Here is a 21,051-nt window from a genome sequence, read left to right on the forward strand (position 1 = left end):
GCCTGTGGGAGCCGCCTGTGGGAGCGGCCTTGCGTCGCGATAGGGCCGCAAAGCGGCCCCAGCAATGTCAGCGGCAAAGCTGCAATCGTGGGGGCGCTCCGCACCCCTTTCGCGACGCAAGGCCGCTCCCACAAAGTCCAACCGCGCCCCGCAGGAGGGTCCGTGGCTGGCGAGTTACTTCTGAACGGCAGCGAACGCTTCGGCAACCCGTTGCAGGTTGGCCGGGCGCAGGCCGGACATGCACACACGGCCGCTGTCGATCAGGTAAACGCCGAACTCGTCACGCAGGCGACGTACCTGCTCGACGCTGAAGCCGGTGTAGCTGAACATGCCGCGCTGGCGCAGGAAGAACTGGAAGTCCTGGCCCGGCAGCAGCACGGCCAGGGCATCGACCAGCGCCTGGCGCATGTCAAGGATACGCTTGCGCATCACTTCGACTTCTTCGGCCCACTGGGCATTCAGGCCAGCATCGCTCAGTACGCCGGCAACCAGCTGGGCGCCGAAGTTGGGCGGGCTGGAGTAGTTGCGGCGCACGGTGGCCTTCAGCTGGCCAAGCACGCTCTGGGCAGTGGCCTCGTCATCGCACACCACCGACAGGCCGCCCACCCGCTCACCATACAGCGAGAAGATTTTCGAGAAGGAGTTGCTGACCAGGCACGGCACGCCGGCACGGGCCATTTCGCGGATAGCGTAGGCGTCTTCTACCAGGCCTTCGGCGAAGCCCTGGTAAGCGATGTCGAGGAACGGGATCAGCTGGCGCGCCTTGACCACTTCGACCACTTGTTGCCACTGGTGCTGTTCCAGATCGGCACCGGTAGGGTTGTGGCAGCACGGGTGCAACAGTACCACGCTGTTGGCCGGCAGGCTCTGCAAGGTGGCCAGCATGCCGTCGAAGTCCACGCCACGGGTAGCCTGGTCGAAGTACGGGTAGGTGTGCACCTTGAAGCCTGCACCTTCGAAGATGGCGCGGTGGTTGTCCCAGGTCGGGTTGCTGACCCAGACTTCGGACTGCGGGAAGTAGCGCTTGAGGAAGTCGGCACCGACCTTCAGGGCGCCGGAGCCACCCACGGTCTGTACGGTGGCCACCCGGCCGCCGGTCACGGCCGGGTGATCGGCACCGAACAGCAGCGCCTGAATGGCTTGGCGGTAGCTGGCCAGGCCTTCCATCGGCAGGTACAGGGAAGCTTCGTGGTCCTGACCGGCAATGCGTTTTTCCACCGCATCCACCGCCGCCAGTTGCGGCACCACGCCGGCCTCATCGTAGTACAGGCCAATACTCAGGTTGACCTTGTCGGCGCGCGGGTCGGCCTTGAAGGTTTCCATCAACGAGAGGATCGGGTCGCCGGCATAGGCATCGACATGTTTGAACACAGCGTGCAGCTCCTTGGATCAGGACGGTACGGAAAGTCAGCCCTGAGCATACCCGGAGAGAGGGCTCAGGAACATCCACTATTGTGCAAGGTTGTCTATGCAACATTGCATGGCCGGGGTTAAGGGCTGGATTCTTTGCGGGTTAACCCGCGAAAGGGCCAGATCAGCCAAGCAGCTCTTTCAGGCCTTGCAACTCCTGCTCGGTCACTGCCACCCCCTCCTCTTCGGCCACCTCACGCTCACGATAGCGCCGCTCACCCGGCATCCGGGTCAGCCCGACTGCCTGCATCTGCTCCACCAGTTCGCGGCTGCGCTGGGCAAAGCGCTCGCCCTCGGCCTTGCCCGGGTCGATGACGATGATCAATTGCCCGGTCCATGGCGTTTTCGCCCCCGGATGCCCGGACCAATCGAACTCCCAGGAGAAATGACCGCCGGTCAGTGCCGCCGCCAGCAACTCGACCATCATCGACAACGCCGAGCCCTTGTGCCCGCCAAATGGCAGCAGGGCGCCGCCTTCCAGAATCGCCTTTGGGTCGGTGGTCGGCTGGCCATCGGCGTCCACCCCCATGCCCTCCGGCAATTGCTGGCCGGCACGCGCGGCAATTTGCACATCGCCATGGGCCATGGCACTGGTGGCCATGTCGAAAACGATCGGGTCATGCTCAGCGCAAGGCGCAGCAAAAGCGATGGGGTTGGTACCGAACAGTGGCTTGCGCGCACCATGCGGCACCACGCACGTCATGCTGTTGACCACGCTGAGGGCTACCAGGCCCTCTTCGGCGAACGGCTCTACATCCGGCCACAACGCAGCGAAGTGGTGCGAGTTGTGGATCGCCAGCACGGCAATGCCTGCGTTGCGTGCCTTCGCCACCAACAGCTCACGGGCCGCCGCCAGTGCTGGCTGGGCAAAACCGCCCGCAGCATCGACACGCACATAACCGGCGGCCACGTCGCTGACCTGTGGCGTGGCCTGGCCATCGACCCAGCCGCTGGCCAAGGTCGAGACATAACCGGGCATGCGGAACACCCCATGGCTATGGGCGCCATCACGCTGGGCGCTGGCGCAGTTGTGGGCCAGCACCCGGGCCACGGCCTCGCTGCACCCATGGCGCTGGAAAATGGCCTGCAACAGGCTTTGCAGCTCGGTAAACGGCATGCGCACAACGGTGCTGGTGGCAGGTGCGGACATCTGAAGCTCCTTGTTGATTTTGGAATGGCTACAGCGTTGCAACGACAAAAACTTTCCTTCATGTGACAGCAATCTGTCAAATGTTGACTTGATGACAGAAAACATTCATTTTCTTCCCAAGCCTCACCCCTGGAGCCGCAGCATGAGCCAACTGATCAAGCAACGCCTGGAAAACAGCCTCGAAGGGGCCGCTGCCTCGGGTCGCAAGATCGCCACCTACATGCTTGCCAACCTGCACGAACTGCCGTTCCAGACCTCGGCCAGCATTGCCGCCAAGCTGGGCGTCAGCGAATCCAGCGTCGGGCGCTACTGTCGCTCACTGGGTTATGCCCACCTCAAGGCGCTTAAGCAAGACCTGCAGAACGATCTGGGCGATGGCCCGTGGCTGGTGGGTGATCGCTTGCAAGATTACCGCCAGAACCAGGACGCCAGCGACAACGCCGGCAGCCTGGAGCTGGAAATCGCCGCCCTGGTGCGCGTACACGAGTACCGCCAGAGCCCGGCCTGGCACAACGTGGCGCAACGCCTGGCGAGCAAACCGCGAGTGTTCATCGCCGGCTTCCAGACCGAGCGTGGCATCGCCATGTGCATGAGCCACCTGCTGCAATACCTGCGCGATGGTGTGCAACTGGTCGACATCAGCGCCGGGCACTTCGGCGAAGTGCTGCTGGGCCGTGCCGAAGACAGCGCTCTGGTGGTGTTCGAGGCGCGCCGTTATTCCCGCCATGCCCTGATGCTGTGCCAGAAGGCGCGCGAGGCTGGCATTGCGGTCACCTTGGTGACCGACACTTTCTGTGACTGGGCGGATGCCAATGCCGACGAGGTGTTCCGCATCCCCACCGAGTTCAACCTGTTCTGGGAATCCACCTCGACGATGTTGTCGTGGGTGCATCTGATGGTCAACGAGGTCTGCAAGAAGCTCGGGCCAGATGTTGAAAAACGCTTGGAAGCAACTGCCGCTCTACATAACGAATTCGTCGGCTACACCTCGTGGTCGACGGGCAAACAACAATAGCAAGAGTGCAATGAGGTGCAGAGATGAACAAGTCCATGGCCTTGGTGGGTGCGTGCGCCCTGCTGCTGGCGGGTGCCGCCAGCGCTGAAACCCTGCGGTTCGCCACCGAGGGTGCCTACCCGCCCTTCAACTATGTAGACGCCGATAACAAGCTGCATGGCTTCGATGTCGACATCACCCATGCCCTGTGCGAACAGATGAAAGTCGAATGCACGCTGGTGGCCCAGGACTGGGAAGGCATCATCCCCGCCCTGATGGCGCGCAAGTATGACGCGGTGGTAGCGTCGATGATCGATACCGAAGAGCGACGCAAGAAGATCGCCTTCACCGACCGCTACTACCGCACGCCCCTGACCGTGGCGGTTGCCAAGGACAGCAAGATCGACAGCGCCCAGACCGACTTTGTCGGCTACACCGTCGGTGCGCAGTCTTCGTCCACCCAGGCCATCTACGCCGAAGACGTGTATGGCAAGGCTGGTGCCGACGTGAAACTGTACCCGACCATGGACGAAGCCAACGCAGACCTGGCGGCCGGCCGCCTGGACGGTGTGATTGCCGACAAATTCCCGCTGCACGAGTGGATGAACAAGAACGGTGGGGATTGCTGCAAGATCCTTGGCGACGTGGCCGACACCAAGGCCGATGCCGCCATCGCTGTGCGCAAGGACGACGAAGCCCTGCGCCAGCGCCTGAATACCGCGCTGCAACAGATCGTGGCCAACGGTACCTATCAGAAGATCGCCAGCAAGTATTTTGCTTTCGATATCTACAACTGATCTTCAGGAAGTTGTGCGAACGCCCTGTGGGAGCGGCCTTGCGTCGCGATAGGGCCGCGTAGCGGCCCCGATAATCTCTGCAGTTGCATAAACCCTGGGGCCGCTACGCAGCCCTATCGCGACGCAAGGCCGCTCCCACAAGGCCGCATAACCTGCCCAAGAGGTTCGTCATGCTCGATCAATTGTCCTTGCTGTCTTTCGCCAGCGGAGGCTGGGGCCAGGCGTTGCTGGCCGGCGCGCTGGTTACCGTTTCCCTGGCCCTGGCCTGCCTGCCCATCGGCCTGCCACTGGGCCTGGTGGTCGCGCTGGCGGCGCGCTCACGCAAACGCCTGCCACGGGCCTGGGCCACCACCTTTTCTACCGTGTTCCGCGGCCTGCCCGAGCTGCTGACGCTGCTGATCATCTATTACGGCTGCCAGATCGCCGCGCAGAAGATCCTCGCCGCCATGGGTTATCAAGGTGAGTTCATCATCAACACCTTCCTCGCCGCGATGATCGCCTTCAGCCTGGTGTTCGCCGCGTTTTCCAGCGAGATCTGGCTGGCCGCCTTCAAGACCCTGCCCAAGGGCCAGCTGGAAGCCTGCTCGGCGCTTGGCCTGAGCAAGCGCACCGGTTTCTTCAAGGTGTTGCTGCCGCAACTGACCCGCATCGCCCTGCCCGGCTTGTCCAACAACTGGCTGTCGCTGCTCAAGGACACCTCGCTGGTGTCGACCATCTCGCTGGTCGACCTGATGCGCCAGACCAATCTGGCGGTCAGCGTAACCAAGGAGCCGATGTTCTTCTACGGCGTCGCCTGCCTGGGCTACCTGCTGTTCGCAGCACTGTCCGGGCGCGTGTTCGCCTACATCGAACGGCGCAGCAACCGCCACCTGCAAGGAGCACGCGCATGAGCTTCGATCAACTGCTGGCAATGGTGCTCGACCCCGACCTGCTGGAGCGCTACGGCCCACGCTTCATCGACGGCCTGCTGGTCACCGCCAAGCTGGTGGCAATTTCCTTCAGCCTGGGCGCTGTGCTCGGCCTTCTGCTGGCACTTGCGCGCATGTCTCGCAGCCTGTTGCTGCAGCGCATGGCTGCCGGCTACGTGTACTTCTTCCGCGGCTCGCCGCTGCTGGCGCAATTGTTCCTGCTGTATTACGGCCTGGGTTCGCTCAAGGGCTTCTGGCAGGACGTCGGCCTGTGGTGGTTCTTCCGCGAAGCGTGGTTCTGCACCTTGCTGGCGTTCACCCTGAACACCGCCGCCTATCAGGCCGAGATTTTCCGCGGCAGCCTGATGGCGGTTGCACCTGGCCAGCATGAAGCGGCGCGGGCGCTGAACCTGAAACGCTCGACCACCTTCTTCAAGGTGATATTGCCGCAGTCGCTGCTGGTGGCCATCGGCCCGCTGGGCAACGAACTGATCCTGATGATCAAGGCCAGTGCGATCGCCTCGCTGGTGACGATCTACGACCTGATGGGCGTGACCAAACTGGCCTTCTCGCGCAGTTTCGACTTCCAGATCTACCTGTGGGCCGCCGTGCTCTACCTGGTGATCGTCGAACTGGTGCGGCGCCTGTTGAAACACCTGGAAGCCCGCCTGGGCCGCCACCTGAACTGACCGAAGGATACGTTTCATGCATTGCCAGACCCTTGTCCTTGGCGCCGGCATCGTCGGCGTCAGCACCGCGCTGCACCTGCAGGCACGCGGGCGCCAGGTAATTCTGATCGACCGCGACGAACCGGGCAGCGGCACCAGCCATGGCAACGCCGGGCTGATCGAGCGCTCCAGTGTCATCCCCTATGCCTTTCCGCGGCAATTGAGCGCACTGCTGCGCTACGGCCTGAACCGCCAGCCCGATGTGCGCTACAGCCTGACGCACCTGCCCAAGGCCGCACCGTGGCTGTGGCGCTACTGGCGCCAGTCGGCACCCGGGCGTCTGGCCGGCGCCGCCGCCGATATGTTGCCGCTGGTGCAGCGCTGTGTCGAAGAGCATGACGCGCTGATCGCTGCTGCCGGCCTGGAAAGTCTGGTGCAAGCCAAAGGCTGGATCGAAGTGTTCCGCGACCCAGCGCTGTTCGAGCAGGCAAAAACCGATGCCAAGGGCCTGAGCCGCTACGGCTTGCAATTCGAAATCCTCGAATGCGGGCAACTACAGGCTCGTGAACACCAGCTGGACGCCACCGTGGTCGGTGGCATCCACTGGCTCGACCCGAAAACCGTGAACAACCCCGGCGCGCTCACCCGTGGCTATGCGGCGCTGTTCCTGCAACGCGGCGGGCAGTTCGTGCATGGCGATGCGCGCAGCCTGCGCCAGGCCAATGGCCAATGGCGGGTAGAGAGCCGTCGCGGCCCGATCACTGCCGACGAAGTGGTGGCCTGCCTCGGCCCACAGTCGGCCGACCTGTTCAGCGGCCTGGGCTACCAGATCCCGCTGGCAATCAAGCGGGGCTACCACATGCACTACAGCACCCGTGACGGCGCTCAGCTGGAGCACTCCATCTGCGACACCCAAGGTGGCTATGTTCTGGCGCCGATGGCGCGCGGTGTGCGCCTGACCACCGGCATCGAGTTCGACGCAGCCAGTGCGCCTGGCAACCAGATCCAGCTGGGCCGCTGCGAGGCCCTGGCGCGCAAGCTGTTCCCGGCCCTCGGCGAGCGCCTGGACGACACGCCTTGGCTGGGCCGCCGCCCCTGCCTGCCCGACATGCGCCCGGTGATCGGGCCGGCGCCGCGCCACCCAGGGCTGTGGTTCAACTTCGGCCATGCCCATCACGGCCTCACGCTGGGCCCGGTCTGCGGCCGGCTGCTGGCCGAGCTGCTCACTGGCGAGCCCCCCTTCACCGACCCCGCGCCTTACAGCGCGACCCGTTTCGACTGAACCCACGCGGGAGAACAACAAGATGACCGCACCACTGAGCCTTGCCACCCTTGCCCCCGAACCCGACCCACGTCCGGTGCTGATCCGCATCGAAGGCCTGAACAAGCACTATGGCGCGTTCCACGTGCTGCGCGACATCGACCTGCAGGTGCGCGAAGGCGAACGCATCGTGCTGTGCGGGCCGTCCGGCTCGGGCAAGTCGACCCTGATCCGTTGCATCAACCGCCTGGAAGTCGCCCAGCAGGGCAGCATCCAGGTGGACGGCATCGACCTGGCGGCCACCACGCGCGAGGCGGCACAGGTACGCAGCGACATCGGTATGGTGTTCCAGCACTTCAACCTGTTCCCGCACATGAGCGTGCTCGACAACTGCCTGCTGGCCCCCACCAGCGTGCGCGGGCTGTCACGCAAGGACGCCGAGGAGCGGGCACGCATGTACCTGAGCAAAGTCGGCATCGAAAGCCAGGCGCACAAATACCCCAGCCAGCTGTCCGGCGGCCAGCAGCAGCGCGTGGCAATCGCCCGGGCACTATGCATGAAGCCGCGGATCATGCTGTTCGACGAGCCCACTTCGGCGCTGGACCCGGAAATGGTCGCCGAAGTGCTGGATGTATTGGTGCAGTTGGCTGGGACGGGCATGACCATGCTGTGCGTCACCCATGAAATGGGCTTTGCCCGGCAGGTAGCCGAGCGGGTGCTGTTCCTTGAGGGTGGTCAGATCATCGAGGACAGCCCGCCGCAGGTGTTCTTCAACCAGCCGCGCACCGAGCGGGCCAAGGCGTTCCTGGCGCAGATCCTGCATTGATTGAAAGCCTGTGGGAGCGGGTTTATCCGCGAAGAAGATACCGCCGTGCATGGCACGGGCTTCGCCCGTGTTCGCGGGCAAGCCCGCTCCCACAGGGATCGCGCCAGCTTTTAGACGTTGAGCAAGACAGTTGCCCCCACAAGGACCGAGGAGACTTCGAGCTACCTATTCATTGCACCGCTGCAATGACCCAACTGCATCGTTAAATATTATTGACCGCAGCCCCTGCCAAACCCACGCCGCCACAGGCCCGCATCGGTTTCAGCCCCCCAAAAACGGTGTATTGCCTGCGTTAAAGCCCTCTTCCGTTGTTTGACATATCGAACGGCTCTGGCAAGCTATCTACAAGCCCCGACCGGAATCGTCGCCTCTGACGAGCCGGCAGTGCTCGGGGCCACAGGCAGCAATCAGGGCCCCGCGCCGTGCGCCTGCACAACAACGACAGGTCGAACCTGTCCCAAGGTGACATATGTCCAACAGCAACATTGGCAACAAGCAACCTTCCCTGCGCAAACCCGTCGTCCTGATGACCATGGGCACCCAAGAGCGCAAAGGCCATGACTACCAGGTCATGACCCACAAATACATTAGCCCGCTCGTCGAGTTCTCCGATTGCGTCCCGGTGTTGGTGCCCACCTGCTTCGGCACTGAAGACCTCGAGACCTACCTGGACATGGCCGACGGCGTGTACCTGACTGGCGCTGGCAGCAACATCGACCCAGCCCTGTATGGCCAGGAAAACCAGACCCCAGGCAAAGGCCAGGACCAGAACCGCGACCTGTTCGACATTCCGCTGGTCAAGGCGGCGATCAAGCGTGGCCTGCCCATCTTCGGCATCTGCCGTGGCATGCAGGAAATCAACGTGGCCCTGGGTGGTGACATTTACCAGAAGGTGTATGCCGAACCTGGGTTCAATGACCATCGGGAAAACCCCGAAGACCCTGTCGAAGTGCAGTACGCCCAGGTGCATGGGGTGAAGATCCAGCCGGGCAGCTGGCTGCACGACACCCTGGGTACCGACGAGATTCGCGTCAACTCGCTGCATGGCCAAGGCCTGCACAAGCTCGGCGCCGGTATTGAAGCCATCGCCCGTGCCGAAGACGGCTTGGTCGAGGCGATTCACGCGCCAAGCATTTCGCCGTTCCTGTTCGCCGTGCAGTGGCACCCCGAATGGCAAGCGGCGAAGAACCCTGATTCGATAAAGATCTTCCAGGCTTTCGGCGACGCTTGCCGGGCCCAGGTACGCAAGGCGCAAACCAAGCGTCAGCACGCGGCCTGACCTTCAGTTTCCTCTGCTTTGATCGCGGGGCGGTGCAAGGCCGCCCCCGTTTCCCCGGTCACCCTCTGCTGGTCCCAGAACACTTCCCGTGGAATCGGGCGGCGGGCTTGTGCCTGTCTCCGCGATCGTTTTTTCTTCCCCTCAAGAGATACGATGACTGCCATGTATTTGTCGTCGTACCTGCTGCGCCTGTGAAATCGAGCGCCGCCCGCGCGGCGCTTCGCGGGTAAACCCGCTCCTACGTTTGTTTCGGGCCAGTATCGCCTGTCCCAGACGCGCGCGACTGCCTTGTTTGTACGACACGATATCGAGGCATGCGCCAAGGCGTTCGCGCGCAAATGCCACAGGCATAACTGGCCCGACAAACGTAGGAGCGGGTTTACCCGCGAAGCGCCGCGCGGGCGGCGCTCGATCTGCGCCACAACACACCTATCCAGACGGCCACCCTGGCGAGAACACAAAATTCTGAAAAAGGACTAGTCATCGAATATGTTGTACGATAACTTACCTCCAACGCAAGACAACACCCTTCACCCAAGCGCCCCAGGATGCCAACAACAATGACTCCACAAGAACTCAAATCCATCCTCTCCCACGGCCTGCTGTCCTTCCCGGTCACCGACTTCAACGCCCAGGGCGACTTCAGCCCGGCTGGCTACATCAAGCGCCTTGAGTGGCTGGCCCCCTACGGCGCCAGCGCGCTGTTCGCCGCCGGCGGTACCGGTGAATTCTTCTCCCTGGCCGCCAGCGAATACAGCCAGGTGATCAAGACCGCGGTTGACACCTGCGCCACTTCGGTGCCGATCCTCGCCGGTGTCGGCGGCTCCACCCGTCAGGCCATCGAATATGCGCAAGAAGCCGAGCGCCTGGGTGCCAAGGGCCTGCTGTTGCTACCGCACTACCTGACCGAAGCCAGCCAGGACGGCGTCGCCGCCCACGTCGAAGCGGTGTGCAAATCGGTAAACATCGGTGTGGTGGTGTACAACCGCAACGTCTGCCGCCTGAACGCCGACCTGCTGGAAAAACTGGCCGAGCGCTGCCCGAACCTGATCGGCTACAAGGACGGCCTGGGTGATATCGAGCTGATGGTGTCGATCCGTCGTCGTCTGGGCGAGCGCTTCAGCTACCTGGGTGGCCTGCCGACCGCCGAAGTGTATGCGGCCGCCTACAAGGCCCTGGGTGTACCGGTGTATTCCTCGGCGGTGTTCAACTTCGTGCCGAAAACCGCCATGGACTTCTACAACGCCATCGCCCGGGACGACCACGCCACCGTGGCCAAGCTGATCGACGATTTCTTCCTGCCGTACCTGGACATCCGCAACCGCAAGGCCGGCTACGCCGTCAGCATCGTCAAGGCTGGCGCCAGAATTGCCGGTTACGACGCCGGCCCGGTGCGTACTCCGCTGACCGACCTCACCGCCGAAGAGTACGAGATGCTCGCCGCGCTGATGGACAAGATGGGCCCGCAGTAAGCGCTGCCCGCGGCCTGCCAGATGCCGCGCCCGGAGTGGGCCTGCCCCACTCCGGTTACAATTCGTGAGCCCGCACAAAAATAACTAGTGGGAGTATTGCCAGCATGCAAGCGACTAAGAAAACGCATGTGCGCTACCTGATCCTGTTCATGCTGTTTCTGGTGACCACGATCAACTATGCCGACCGCGCGACCATTGCAATCGCAGGCTCCAGCCTGCAGAAAGACCTCGGCATTGACGCCGTAACCCTCGGTTATATCTTTTCCGCCTTCGGATGGGCTTACGTGGCTGGCCAGATTCCTGGTGGCTGGCTGCTCGATCGCTTCGGTTCCAAGAACGTCTACGCCTTCAGCATCTTCACCTGGTCGCTGTTCACCCTGCTGCAGGGTTTTGTCGGTGGCCTGCCGGTTGCCTGGGCCGTGGTCACCCTCTTCACCCTGCGCTTCCTGGTGGGCTTCGCCGAAGCCCCGTCATTCCCGGGTAACGCGCGCATCGTCGCCGCATGGTTCCCGACCCAGGAACGCGGCACGGCGTCGGCCATCTTCAACTCGGCGCAGTATTTCGCCACTGCACTGTTCGCCCCGATCATGGGCTGGATCGTGTTCAGCTTCGGCTGGGAGCACGTGTTCGTGGTCATGGGTGTGATAGGCATCATCTTCTCGATGGTGTGGCTGAAAACCATCTACAACCCGCGCCAACACCCGCGCATCAGCCCAAGCGAACTCGAGCACATCGAGCAGAACGGCGGCCTGGTCGACATGGACCAGAAGCGCGGCAGCGACGGCCCGAAATGGGGTTACATCAAGCAGTTGCTGACCAGCCGCATGCTGCTGGGCGTCTACCTGGGCCAGTACTGCATCAACGCCATTACCTACTTCTTCCTCACCTGGTTCCCGGTGTACCTGGTGCAGGAACGTGGCATGACAATCCTCAAGGCCGGCTTCATCGCCTCGCTGCCGGCGGTGTGTGGTTTTATCGGTGGCGTCCTGGGTGGCGTGATCTCCGACTGGCTGCTGCGCCGCGGCAACTCGCTGACCTTCTCGCGCAAACTGCCGATCGTCTGTGGCCTGCTGCTGTCCACCACCATGGTGTTCTGCAACTACGTCGATGCCGAGTGGATGGTGGTTGGTTTCATGACGCTGGCGTTCTTCGGCAAGGGCATCGGTGCGCTGGGCTGGGCGGTGGTAGCGGACACTTCGCCCAAGCAGATCGCCGGGCTGTCCGGTGGCCTGTTCAACACCTTCGGCAACATCGCTTCGATCACCACCCCTATCGTGATCGGCTACATCATCAGCGCCACCGGCTCGTTCAAGTGGGCGCTTGTGTACGTGGGTGCCAACGCGCTGGTAGCGGTATTCAGCTACCTGGTTATCGTCGGCCCCATCAAGCGTATCGAATTGCGTGATGCCGCCCCAAAGCCACACGCTGAGCCTGCCACCGACGGCGAACTGGCCAGCTCACGTCACTGAAAGCACACACCCACGCCGGGTCACCCGGCGTGGGCGGATGTACAAAAGCCTGAGAACCTGACAAGTAGGGCCCAAACATGCAGTTGATCGAACATTCCGACTCGCCCCGCTACGTCCGCCTGCACGACGACGACAACGTCGTTGTGGTCGTCAACGACGGCGGCTTGGGCGAAGGCGCCCGCTTCGCCGACGGCCTGACCCTGGTCGAAGGCGTGCCGCAAAGCCACAAGGTGGCCACCGTGGCCATCGCCAAGGGCGAGCCGGTGCGCCGCTACGGGCAAATCATCGGCTACGCGCTGGAAGACCTGCGCCAAGGCAGCTGGGTGCAGGAAAGCCAGTTGGCCATGCCGGCCGCCCCGGAACTGGACAGCCTGCCGCGCTGCGACGCCGTGCCACAGCCGCTGCCGCCGCTGGAGGGCTTCACCTTCGAGGGCTATCGCAATGCCGACGGCACTGTCGGCACCCGCAATATCCTCGGCATCACCACCACCGTGCAATGCGTGACCGGCGTGCTGGAACATGCGGTCAAGCGCATTCGCAACGAGCTGCTGCCCAAATACCCCAACGTCGACGACGTGGTGGCCATTACCCACAGCTACGGCTGCGGCGTGGCAATCAACGCCCGCGACGCTTACATCCCGATCCGCACCGTGCGCAACCTGGCGCGCAACCCCAACCTCGGCGGCGAGGCACTGGTGATCAGCCTGGGCTGTGAAAAACTGCAAGCCGGCCAGGTGATGCACGACAACGACCCGTCGGTGGACCTCAGCGACCCATGGCTGTACCGCCTTCAAGATGCCAGCCTTGGCTTTGTAGAAATGATCGAGCAGATCATGGACCTGGCCGAAACCCGTCTGAAGAGGCTCGACCAGCGCCGCCGCGAAACGGTCCCGGCCAGCGAACTGATCCTCGGCATGCAATGCGGTGGCAGCGACGCCTTCTCGGGCATCACCGCCAACCCGGCACTGGGCTATGCCGCGGACTTGCTGGTCCGCGCTGGCGCCACTGTGCTGTTCTCTGAAGTGACCGAGGTGCGCGACGCGATCTACATGCTGACCTCGCGCGCGGAAAACCAGGACGTTGCCGACGCGTTGGTGCGCGAAATGGACTGGTACGACCGCTACCTGCAGCAAGGCGCCGCCGACCGCAGCGCCAACACCACGCCGGGCAACAAGAAAGGCGGGCTGTCGAACATCGTCGAGAAGTCGCTGGGTTCGATCGTCAAGTCGGGCAGCGGCGCTATCCAGGGCGTGCTCGGCCCAGGCGAACGGGTCAACCGAAAAGGCCTGATTTTCTGCGCCACCCCGGCCAGCGACTTTGTCTGTGGCACCTTGCAACTGGCGGCTGGCATGAACCTGCACGTCTTCACTACCGGCCGCGGCACCCCTTATGGCCTGGCCATGGCACCGGTGGTCAAGGTGTGTACCCGCAGCGAACTGGCCCAACGCTGGCCCGACCTGATCGACATCGACGCCGGTCGCATCGCCAGTGGTCGCTCGACCATCGAGGAGCTGGGCTGGGAGCTGTTCCATTACTACCTGGACGTGGCCAGCGGCCGCAAGCAGACCTGGGCCGAACAACACCGGCTGCACAACGACATCACCCTGTTCAACCCGGCGCCCATTACCTGATGCCGCAGCCCTGACCACGCATTCACACACTCCACCCTCAAGCCCACAGGAGCACCCCATGCCTGAGATCCTCGGCCATAATTTCATCGCCGGTCAGCGCAGTGCCGCTGGCCCTCAGCGCCTGCAGAGCCTGGACGCCAGCACTGGCGAAGCCCTGCCCTACAGCTTTGCCCAGGCCACCGAAGCCGAAGTGGACCAGGCCGCCAAGGCCGCTGCAGCAGCCTTCGCCGAGTTCCGCCAGTTGGCCCCGTCACGTCGGGCCGAGTTCCTCGACGCCATCGCCGCTGAACTCGACGAACTGGATGACGCCTTCGTCGCCATTGTCTGCCGCGAAACCGCACTGCCCGTCGCCCGTATCCAGGGCGAGCGCGGCCGCACCAGCGGGCAGATGCGCCTGTTCGCCCAGGTGCTGCGTCGCGGCGACTTCCTCGGCGCGCGCATCGACCTGGCACTGCCCGAGCGCCAGCCGCTGCCACGCGTAGACCTGCGCCAGATGCGCATCGGCGTGGGCCCGGTCGCGGTGTTCGGTGCCAGCAACTTCCCGCTGGCCTTCTCCACCGCCGGTGGGGATACCGCCGCCGCCCTGGCTGCAGGCTGCCCGGTGGTATTCAAGGCGCACAGCGGCCACATGGCCACGGCCGACCTGGTTGGCTGCGCCATCGTGCGCGCCGCTGAGCGTACCGGCATGCCCAAGGGCGTGTTCAACATGGTGTTTGGTGGCGGCGTGGGCGAGTGGCTGGTCAAGCACCCGGCCATCCAGGCGGTTGGCTTCACCGGCTCGCTGAAAGGCGGTGATGCCCTTTGCCGCATGGCCGCTGAGCGCCCGCAGCCAATCCCGGTGTTCGCCGAGATGTCCAGCATCAACCCGGTCATCATCCTGCCGGGCGCCCTGGCCAAGCGTGGCGAGGCCATTGCCCGCGAGTTGGCGGGGTCTGTGTGCATGGGTGCCGGGCAGTTCTGCACCAACCCTGGACTGGTGATTGGCTTGCAGTCGCCACAGTACAGCCAGTTGCTCGCCGACCTTGGCCAGTACCTGGACCAGCAAGCCGGGCAAACCATGCTCAACGCTGGCGGCCTGTGCAGCTACGTTGGCGGCCTTGAACACCTGCATGCCCATGCCGGTATCGAGCATGTGGCCGGCCAGGCGCAGGAAGGCAACCAGGCGCGCGCTCAGCTGTTCAAGGCCGATGCACGCCTGCTGGTCGAGTCCGACCCGCTGTTGCAGGAGGAAGTGTTTGGTCCCACCACCGTGGCTGTAGAGGTGCAAGACAACGACCAGTTGCGCGACGCGCTGCTAGGCCTGCGTGGCCAACTGACCGCGACGCTGATCGGCGAGGCGGACGACTTCGATGCGTTCGCCTGGTTGGTGCCGCTGCTGGAGGAGAAAGTCGGGCGAATCCTGGTCAATGGCTACCCGACCGGTGTCGAAGTCTGTGATGCCATGGTGCACGGCGGCCCGTACCCGGCGACCTCCGATGCGCGTGGCACCTCGGTCGGCACTTTGGCCATCGACCGCTTCCTGCGCCCGGTGTGCTATCAGAACTATCCGCAGACGCTGCTGCCTGAGGCACTGCGCGACGGCAACCCGCTGGGGCTGCGGCGGTTGGTGAACGGTCAGTGGAGTGACGGGGCGATCTGACTGGTTGCCAGAAACAGGAAAGCCCTGCGCACGGCGGGGCTTTCCTTTTTGACTGTACTGGCCTCTTCGCGGGCAAGCCCGCTCCTACAGGGCTATGTTGCCCTCGAAGAGGCCAGTACAGGCAGCAAAGGCTTCAGGTTCCTTGCGCTTCAGCCGCCTCATGCGCCTGGCGCAAGCGCTCGCGGCTGTTGCTCAGGTGCATGCGCATGGCCATCTTCGCCCCTTCGCTGTCACGCCGGGCAATCGCCTCATAGATCGCCTCGTGCTCATGCATCAGGCGGCTCATGTAATGCGCCTGGTCATCATGGGCCAGGCGCGCCGAATTCAGCCGGGTGCGCGGGATGATGCTGGTACCCAGGTGGTTGATGATGTCGGCGAAGTAGTGGTTGCCGCTGGCCTGGGCAATGCGCAGGTGGAACTGGAAGTCCGCCGACACCGCATCAGTGGCGTGGGCCGCCCCCTCGTTGAGTTCGTCCAGCGCCGCCCGCATACCGGCCAGGGCTTCGTCGCTTCGCCGTTGGGCCGCCAGCCCGGCCGACTCGATCTCCAGGGCAATGCGCAACTCCAACACCGCCAGCACTTCGCGCAGGGTGACCACGGTGGCCGGGTCGATACGGAAACCGCCCGTAGCCGGCGCATCCAGCACGAAGGTGCCGATGCCGTGGCGGGTCTCTACCTGCCCGGCAGCCTGCAGCCGCGAAATCGCCTCACGCACCACCGTGCGGCTGACGCCCTCTTCGGCCATGATCTGCGATTCGGTCGGTAGCTTGTCGCCGCGCTTGAGCTGGCCGCTGCGAATGCGTTCGGTCAGCACCGTGACCAGTTCCTGGGCCAGACTGCGCGGCTTGCGCCGGGTCCTTGCCTGTACCTGCTGCTCTGTCATTGCCCTGTATTTCACCTTGAAAGACAGCGTTCATCATAGCGCAAGCGGTTGTACGATCACATACACCCGGTGCGGTATTTATTGCACATCTTTGCCGACCCTGGCCCATGAAAAAACGCGCAGAATCAGTGGCCCATGGTCTGCGCGAGCCTGTACTGTATGCCTTCACGCTCACTGATCCATGGAAGGAATCTACAGTATGAAAACCCTCGACCGCCTTTTGCTCAGCAGTGGCCTGCTGATCCCCCTCTGGCTGCTGGCGGGGGTATGGCTCACGGCCCAGGCCTACCCTGGCTATGATCACCTGCAACAGGCCATGAGCCAGCTTGGCGCGGCAGGCTCGCCAACCCACAGCTGGTCACCACGGGTCAACAACTACCCTCTAGCCCTGCTGTTTGCCCTGTTTGCCTGGGGCCTGGTGCGGCGCTGGCATAGCTCGAAGCTGGCGCTGCTGAGTGCGGGCCTGGTGTTGCTGCATGGCATGGGCAGTTTGGGCACCGGCTGGTTCCCCTGCGACCAGGGCTGCGCACCGGTACAGCCATCTACCTCGCAGCAACTGCATAACCTGTTTGGTCTGCTGATGTTCCTCTCGCTGACTTTGGCCAGCGCCCTGTGGGCATGGCTGGGCAGCCGCATTGCCGGCTCCCGCCCCCTGGCGCTGTTTTCCCTGGCCTGCGTGGTGCTGGCGATCATCACCGTCGGGTTGATGGGCCAGGCGGCGCAGAGCGGTCAGCTGTTCGGCCTGTATCAACGCCTCAACTATGGCGTGTCGGTGCTCTGGGTTGCCAGCCTGGCCTGGACAAGCTTGCGCAAGCCCGCGGCCAGCCCTCTGCGCATGGCGGTGACCTGACGGCAAATTGCTGGCCCACAGCACCGGAAAGCGAAGGCAAACTCCGTTCTCTTTCAGATGCTTAGGACAGCAACATGCGAGTAATTCTAGCAACGATGGCCGGCTGCCTGCTGGCCACCCTCGCTTTCGGCGCCCAGGCCAGGGCACTGAGCCAGAACGATCGCCACACCTGCGGCTGGGGCGCGCAGATAGCCGCCGAAGCCCAGCAGGCCAAGCTTTCCGGGGTAACGCTGTACGCCACACGCAAGAAGCTTCAGGTGCGTAAATTTCCCAAACCGTGGATGCGTATGACTGCCTTCGGCATTACCGAGCAGACGTACAACAGCCGCTCGCGGCTCAAGCCAGCAGCGATAAGGCGGACTTACTTTGAGCAGTGTGTTCAGCATGCGACTGCAAAAAGATAACTCTATATTTATCAGAAAATTACAGATCAAACTTAAAGTCATTAAGTAAAGGCCTAGTGCTGCGAAAGGGCCTTTACCGCCAGCAGTTTGCAGGCACACGCAAGACTCAAGCATTTGTTAAGCTGACCTGAATTGCCAGACTTGACCAAGGCCATTCACCCAATGGATGAACTGCGCAAGATCGACCTCAACCTGCTGCTCGCGCTGCACGCCCTGCTCAGCGAAAAGCACGTGACCCGTGCAGCCTTGCGTCTGCACCGCAGCCAACCAGCGGTCAGCCACGCCTTGGCGCAGTTGCGCAAACACTTCGACGACCCTTTGCTGGTACGCCAAGGCGGCCGCATGGTCCTCACTGCCCGCGCCCAGTCGCTGGCACAGCCACTACAGGATGCACTGAGCAATCTCGACAGCCTGCTGGCCACCCCGCTGTTCGACCCAGCCCGGGCCCAGCGCCGATTCCGGCTGTCGCTGTCCGACTACGCTTCGCGCATCATCCTGCCGCACCTGCTGCGCCACCTGCGCCAAGTCGCGCCCGGAGTGGACCTGGCCATCAGCCAGGCCAGCCGTGAAACCATGTTGGCGCAGTTGCTCGATGGCGAACTGGATCTGGCCCTGGGCCTGTTCCCCGAACTGCCTCAGAACATCACCGCCCAGTCCCTGTTTGCCGATCGTTTCATCAGCGTTGCCGATCGCCAGGTCCTGCCTGCCAGCGGCGGCATGGCCTTGGAAGACTGGCTGGCACGCCCACATGTATTGATGGCCATGCGTCCGGATGCTTTCGATGAGATCGAGCGTGCGCTGGCCGCCCGGGGCCTGCAACGCCGCATTGCCCTGGCCTTGCCACACTGGAGTGCGGCGGTTGAAGTGCTGGCCGGCACTGACCTGATCCTGACGGTGGCCAGCCGCGCAGTGGGGTCGTTGCGCCAGCACAGGACACTGCGCCAGTTCACGCCGCCACTGGCCATTCCCTCCTTCGACTATCAGCAAGCCTGGCACAACCGCAAGGACAGTGACCCCGGGCACCGCTGGCTGCGCGAAACCGTATGGGCCTGTAGCCAGCCAGGGCGCTGATCAGTTTTCCTGCCCTTTCACAGCTGCCGTGGAAGGGGCCGGTGACGCTGTCGCCCAAGTGCCCTGTACCAGCATTACTCCGCACAGGATCAGCACCACGCCGGCCACCCTGGCCAGACTGAGCGGCTTGCCACCCAACCCCATCACCCCATAGTGGTCGGCAAGCACTGCCGTGATGATCTGCCCTGCCACCACCAGTACCAGGAACCCTGCTGCGCCAAGTTTAGGGGTGAGGGCTGCGGCGCCGGCTACATACATTGCCCCCAGCACGCCACCAACCCACAACCACCAAGGCCCCTGCAGGGCCTTTCCCATGTCTGGCGCCGGCACCCGGATAATCAGCAGGGCAGCGATTACCACCAGCATGCTTACCGTCAACGATGTGAAAGCCCCCCACAGCCAGTGCCCAAGTGCCCGGCCTGCCGCAGCATTACCGGCAGCCTGAAACGGCAACACGGCACCGGCAAGCAACGCCATGGCCACAGGAAGCGCCAGCAGAAGCATTGATTTACTGAACATGGCAGTCCTCATCCAAGGTATCGATGGCCACCATGATGGTGCATTCCGCAGTACTGATAGAAATCAAAATCCTGCACTTGAACTATTCGTACCCTGCATAGTGAAACATCCCTTTTGTCCAGCGTGCGCATGCTGTCTTCACCCTGAGACATCTGTGCTGTTGACTTAGTAAGGCACCAAGATAAACTGCGCCTTATGAATACGCTTGAGAACAAGCATCACATCATGCTCGATGCACTGACCGAGGCCCCCGCTGACGCCAGACAGAACGTGCGCCTGTGTTTCGAACTCCTGTCCGCTGCAGCGGCCATCAACCGGGTATGCGCCGCACGGTTGGCCCGCCATAACCTGTCGGAAGGGCGGTTCGCAATCCTCCTGACCTTGCAAGGCGCAGGCGGCCGCCTGGCACCGCTGGAGCTGGCAACGCGCCTGGCAATCACCTCGGGCACCGTAACCGGCCTGCTCGACGGCCTGCAGGGTGATGGTTTTATCAAGCGCCGCAAGGACGCCCATGACCGTCGCAAGCTGAGCATCAGCCTAACCTCGGCAGGCATAGCGGTACTCGACGCCGTATTCGCCGAACACACCGACTGGATCGGCACGATCATGCAGTCACTGGACAACACGCAACGCGACGCCCTGTCCATCACGCTACAGGCACTCTCGGCCAGTCCTGCCCTGGCACTGCCACCGGACAAGCACTGAACCCAAGGCACACCCGCAAGACCACATGGAGGTGGATAATGTTGCAGAATCAGAGCGTATTGGCCCGGCTTGGCAGGAAGCCCCGGGTACATAGCGAACACGACCAGCCAAGTCGTCGCCAACCTTGGCTCGAGGCCTGCCTGCCAGCGGCACTTTACCGGCGACTGTTCATCCGCCGCCTTGCCAGACAGCCACTGGCCATCGAGGGTTTCAGCTTTCGCCCATCGAAGATTCGGCACTGGGCCGTCCACTGGAGGATGTGCACATCAACGAGGCTGCACACGTTCCTGGCCGGTCATCGAGTGCACCGTGCCACCGCCATGGAACCTCAGCAATGAGCGACGACCGAAAGTCCCTGATCGACCTTGGCCAACTCCCAACCCGCAACCTGGCCGAGTGCCTGGCGGTGGATCAAGCCGCCCTGGTCAACGCCTTGGCAGGCCAACTGCCCGCAGCGTTGGTAGAGCACCTCGCTGCCAGTGCAGACCAGGCCCAGGCACTGGGCCTGTCAAAAAAAGTGGCGGCCATTGGCCTGGCGCTGGGCAAGTGGCTGGAGCAGGCCCCCGAGCCTTTGCGCCAGCAGGTGTTCGAGCAATGCTGTACGCACCCGTCCGATACCGTGCGCAGCTGGGCGGCGTTCGCCCAGGCGTACCTTGCACGCTCGCAGCCTGTGGAAGATGCCCTGCTGGCGCAGTTTCGCTTCGCCCGCGATGAGCATTTCGGCGTGCGTGAATGGGCCTGGATTGCCCTGCGCCCGCGCCTGGCCCAGCACCCTGAAGCCGCCCTGGCGCTACTTGGTCGCCATACCGGCGATGCAGACCCACTGGTGCGTCGGTTCTGCATCGAGATCCTGCGCCCGCGCGGCGTTTGGTGCGAGCACATTGCCACGCTCAAGCAACATCCAGAAGTGGCCGAGCCGTTGCTGGTACCGCTGCTGGCCGAAGCCGAGAAATATGCCCAGGACTCGGTCGCCAATTGGCTCAATGATGCCAGCAAGACCCGTCCCGACTGGGTACTTCAGCTGTTTCAGCGCCATCCCCCGGCCTGCAAGGCCTCGCAGCGCATACAAACCCGTGCTACCCGAAGCCTGCCCCAGTGAACCATCACAAGGAAAC

At 63.3% G+C, this 21,051-nt stretch carries 20 protein-coding genes; 16 read left to right on the top strand and 4 right to left on the bottom strand.

Annotation, left to right across the window (positions count from 1 at the left end):
* Positions 1 to 174: 174 nt before the first annotated feature.
* Positions 175 to 1,371, bottom strand: coding sequence for an amino acid aminotransferase (locus ACF8EF_RS14710; RefSeq protein ID WP_103462591.1), 1,197 nt, complete (start codon positions 1,369 to 1,371; stop codon positions 175 to 177).
* Between the two features lie 163 nt (positions 1,372 to 1,534).
* Entirely contained in the window at positions 1,535 to 2,560 is a 1,026-nt protein-coding gene (locus tag ACF8EF_RS14715; protein WP_176683281.1) for an Ldh family oxidoreductase, read from the bottom strand.
* Positions 2,561 to 2,702: 142 nt separating this feature from the next.
* Between ACF8EF_RS14715 and ACF8EF_RS14720 the strand changes: the two genes are divergently transcribed.
* The 11 genes from ACF8EF_RS14720 to ACF8EF_RS14770 all read left to right on the top strand — a co-directional run bounded on the left by ACF8EF_RS14720 (position 2,703) and on the right by ACF8EF_RS14770 (position 15,504).
* Positions 2,703 to 3,575 (top strand): MurR/RpiR family transcriptional regulator, encoded by an 873-nt coding sequence (locus tag ACF8EF_RS14720; RefSeq protein WP_012052078.1) that lies wholly within the window; start codon positions 2,703 to 2,705, stop codon positions 3,573 to 3,575.
* A 23-nt stretch (positions 3,576 to 3,598) separates the two neighbouring features.
* Entirely contained in the window at positions 3,599 to 4,351 is a 753-nt protein-coding gene (locus ACF8EF_RS14725; protein WP_176683280.1) for a transporter substrate-binding domain-containing protein, read from the top strand.
* 170 nt (positions 4,352 to 4,521) lie between these two features.
* Positions 4,522 to 5,241 (top strand): ABC transporter permease, encoded by a 720-nt coding sequence (locus ACF8EF_RS14730; RefSeq protein ID WP_021781693.1) that lies wholly within the window; start codon positions 4,522 to 4,524, stop codon positions 5,239 to 5,241.
* On the top strand, positions 5,238 to 5,948 hold the full coding sequence (locus ACF8EF_RS14735) for an ABC transporter permease (RefSeq protein WP_176683278.1): 711 nt from the start codon (positions 5,238 to 5,240) through the stop codon (positions 5,946 to 5,948). Before ACF8EF_RS14730 ends, ACF8EF_RS14735 begins: the two co-directional genes overlap by 4 nt.
* Before the next feature lie 16 nt (positions 5,949 to 5,964).
* Positions 5,965 to 7,209, top strand: a complete 1,245-nt coding sequence (locus tag ACF8EF_RS14740; protein WP_176683277.1) for an FAD-binding oxidoreductase — start codon at positions 5,965 to 5,967, stop codon at positions 7,207 to 7,209.
* A gap of 22 nt (positions 7,210 to 7,231) precedes the next feature.
* On the top strand, positions 7,232 to 8,014 hold the full coding sequence (locus tag ACF8EF_RS14745) for an amino acid ABC transporter ATP-binding protein (RefSeq protein ID WP_010954443.1): 783 nt from the start codon (positions 7,232 to 7,234) through the stop codon (positions 8,012 to 8,014).
* 469 nt (positions 8,015 to 8,483) lie between these two features.
* The gene (locus ACF8EF_RS14750; RefSeq protein WP_176683276.1) at positions 8,484 to 9,293 is read left to right on the top strand and encodes a gamma-glutamyl-gamma-aminobutyrate hydrolase family protein; all 810 of its coding nucleotides are present in this window, start codon (positions 8,484 to 8,486) and stop codon (positions 9,291 to 9,293) included.
* 560 nt (positions 9,294 to 9,853) lie between these two features.
* On the top strand, positions 9,854 to 10,765 hold the full coding sequence (gene kdgD / locus ACF8EF_RS14755) for a 5-dehydro-4-deoxyglucarate dehydratase (RefSeq protein ID WP_209965387.1): 912 nt from the start codon (positions 9,854 to 9,856) through the stop codon (positions 10,763 to 10,765).
* A 104-nt stretch (positions 10,766 to 10,869) separates the two neighbouring features.
* The gene (locus ACF8EF_RS14760; RefSeq protein ID WP_209965385.1) at positions 10,870 to 12,234 is read left to right on the top strand and encodes an MFS transporter; all 1,365 of its coding nucleotides are present in this window, start codon (positions 10,870 to 10,872) and stop codon (positions 12,232 to 12,234) included.
* A gap of 77 nt (positions 12,235 to 12,311) precedes the next feature.
* The gene (gene garD / locus ACF8EF_RS14765) at positions 12,312 to 13,865 is read left to right on the top strand and encodes a galactarate dehydratase (RefSeq protein ID WP_339533527.1); all 1,554 of its coding nucleotides are present in this window, start codon (positions 12,312 to 12,314) and stop codon (positions 13,863 to 13,865) included.
* 58 nt (positions 13,866 to 13,923) lie between these two features.
* Positions 13,924 to 15,504, top strand: a complete 1,581-nt coding sequence (locus ACF8EF_RS14770) for an aldehyde dehydrogenase (NADP(+)) (RefSeq protein WP_176683272.1) — start codon at positions 13,924 to 13,926, stop codon at positions 15,502 to 15,504.
* Positions 15,505 to 15,637: 133 nt separating this feature from the next.
* Here ACF8EF_RS14770 and ACF8EF_RS14775 read toward each other — a convergent pair whose 3' ends face one another.
* On the bottom strand, positions 15,638 to 16,387 hold the full coding sequence (locus ACF8EF_RS14775) for a FadR/GntR family transcriptional regulator (protein ID WP_003247694.1): 750 nt from the start codon (positions 16,385 to 16,387) through the stop codon (positions 15,638 to 15,640).
* A gap of 199 nt (positions 16,388 to 16,586) precedes the next feature.
* Between ACF8EF_RS14775 and ACF8EF_RS14780 the strand changes: the two genes are divergently transcribed.
* From ACF8EF_RS14780 to ACF8EF_RS14790, 3 genes are all read left to right on the top strand, one after another.
* Positions 16,587 to 17,237, top strand: a complete 651-nt coding sequence (locus ACF8EF_RS14780) for a DUF998 domain-containing protein (protein WP_392461433.1) — start codon at positions 16,587 to 16,589, stop codon at positions 17,235 to 17,237.
* A 74-nt stretch (positions 17,238 to 17,311) separates the two neighbouring features.
* Complete coding sequence (locus ACF8EF_RS14785) at positions 17,312 to 17,641, top strand: hypothetical protein (RefSeq protein WP_176683270.1); 330 nt, start codon at positions 17,312 to 17,314, stop codon at positions 17,639 to 17,641.
* 162 nt (positions 17,642 to 17,803) lie between these two features.
* Positions 17,804 to 18,712, top strand: coding sequence for a LysR family transcriptional regulator (locus ACF8EF_RS14790; protein ID WP_176683269.1), 909 nt, complete (start codon positions 17,804 to 17,806; stop codon positions 18,710 to 18,712).
* Here ACF8EF_RS14790 and ACF8EF_RS14795 read toward each other — a convergent pair whose 3' ends face one another.
* Positions 18,713 to 19,231: a DMT family transporter gene (locus ACF8EF_RS14795; protein ID WP_392461435.1), complete on the bottom strand. Its 519-nt coding sequence runs from the start codon at positions 19,229 to 19,231 to the stop codon at positions 18,713 to 18,715. It abuts the gene before it with no gap.
* A 195-nt stretch (positions 19,232 to 19,426) separates the two neighbouring features.
* On the opposite strand from ACF8EF_RS14795, the gene ACF8EF_RS14800 reads away from it, so the two are divergent.
* Positions 19,427 to 19,936 (top strand): MarR family winged helix-turn-helix transcriptional regulator, encoded by a 510-nt coding sequence (locus tag ACF8EF_RS14800; RefSeq protein ID WP_176683267.1) that lies wholly within the window; start codon positions 19,427 to 19,429, stop codon positions 19,934 to 19,936.
* 334 nt (positions 19,937 to 20,270) lie between these two features.
* Positions 20,271 to 21,035 (top strand): hypothetical protein, encoded by a 765-nt coding sequence (locus tag ACF8EF_RS14805; protein WP_176683266.1) that lies wholly within the window; start codon positions 20,271 to 20,273, stop codon positions 21,033 to 21,035.
* Positions 21,036 to 21,051 lie beyond the last annotated feature (16 nt).

It is taken from the genome of Pseudomonas sp. zjy_15, assembly GCF_043101865.1.
Lineage (GTDB): Bacteria > Pseudomonadota > Gammaproteobacteria > Pseudomonadales > Pseudomonadaceae > Aquipseudomonas > Aquipseudomonas putida_Y.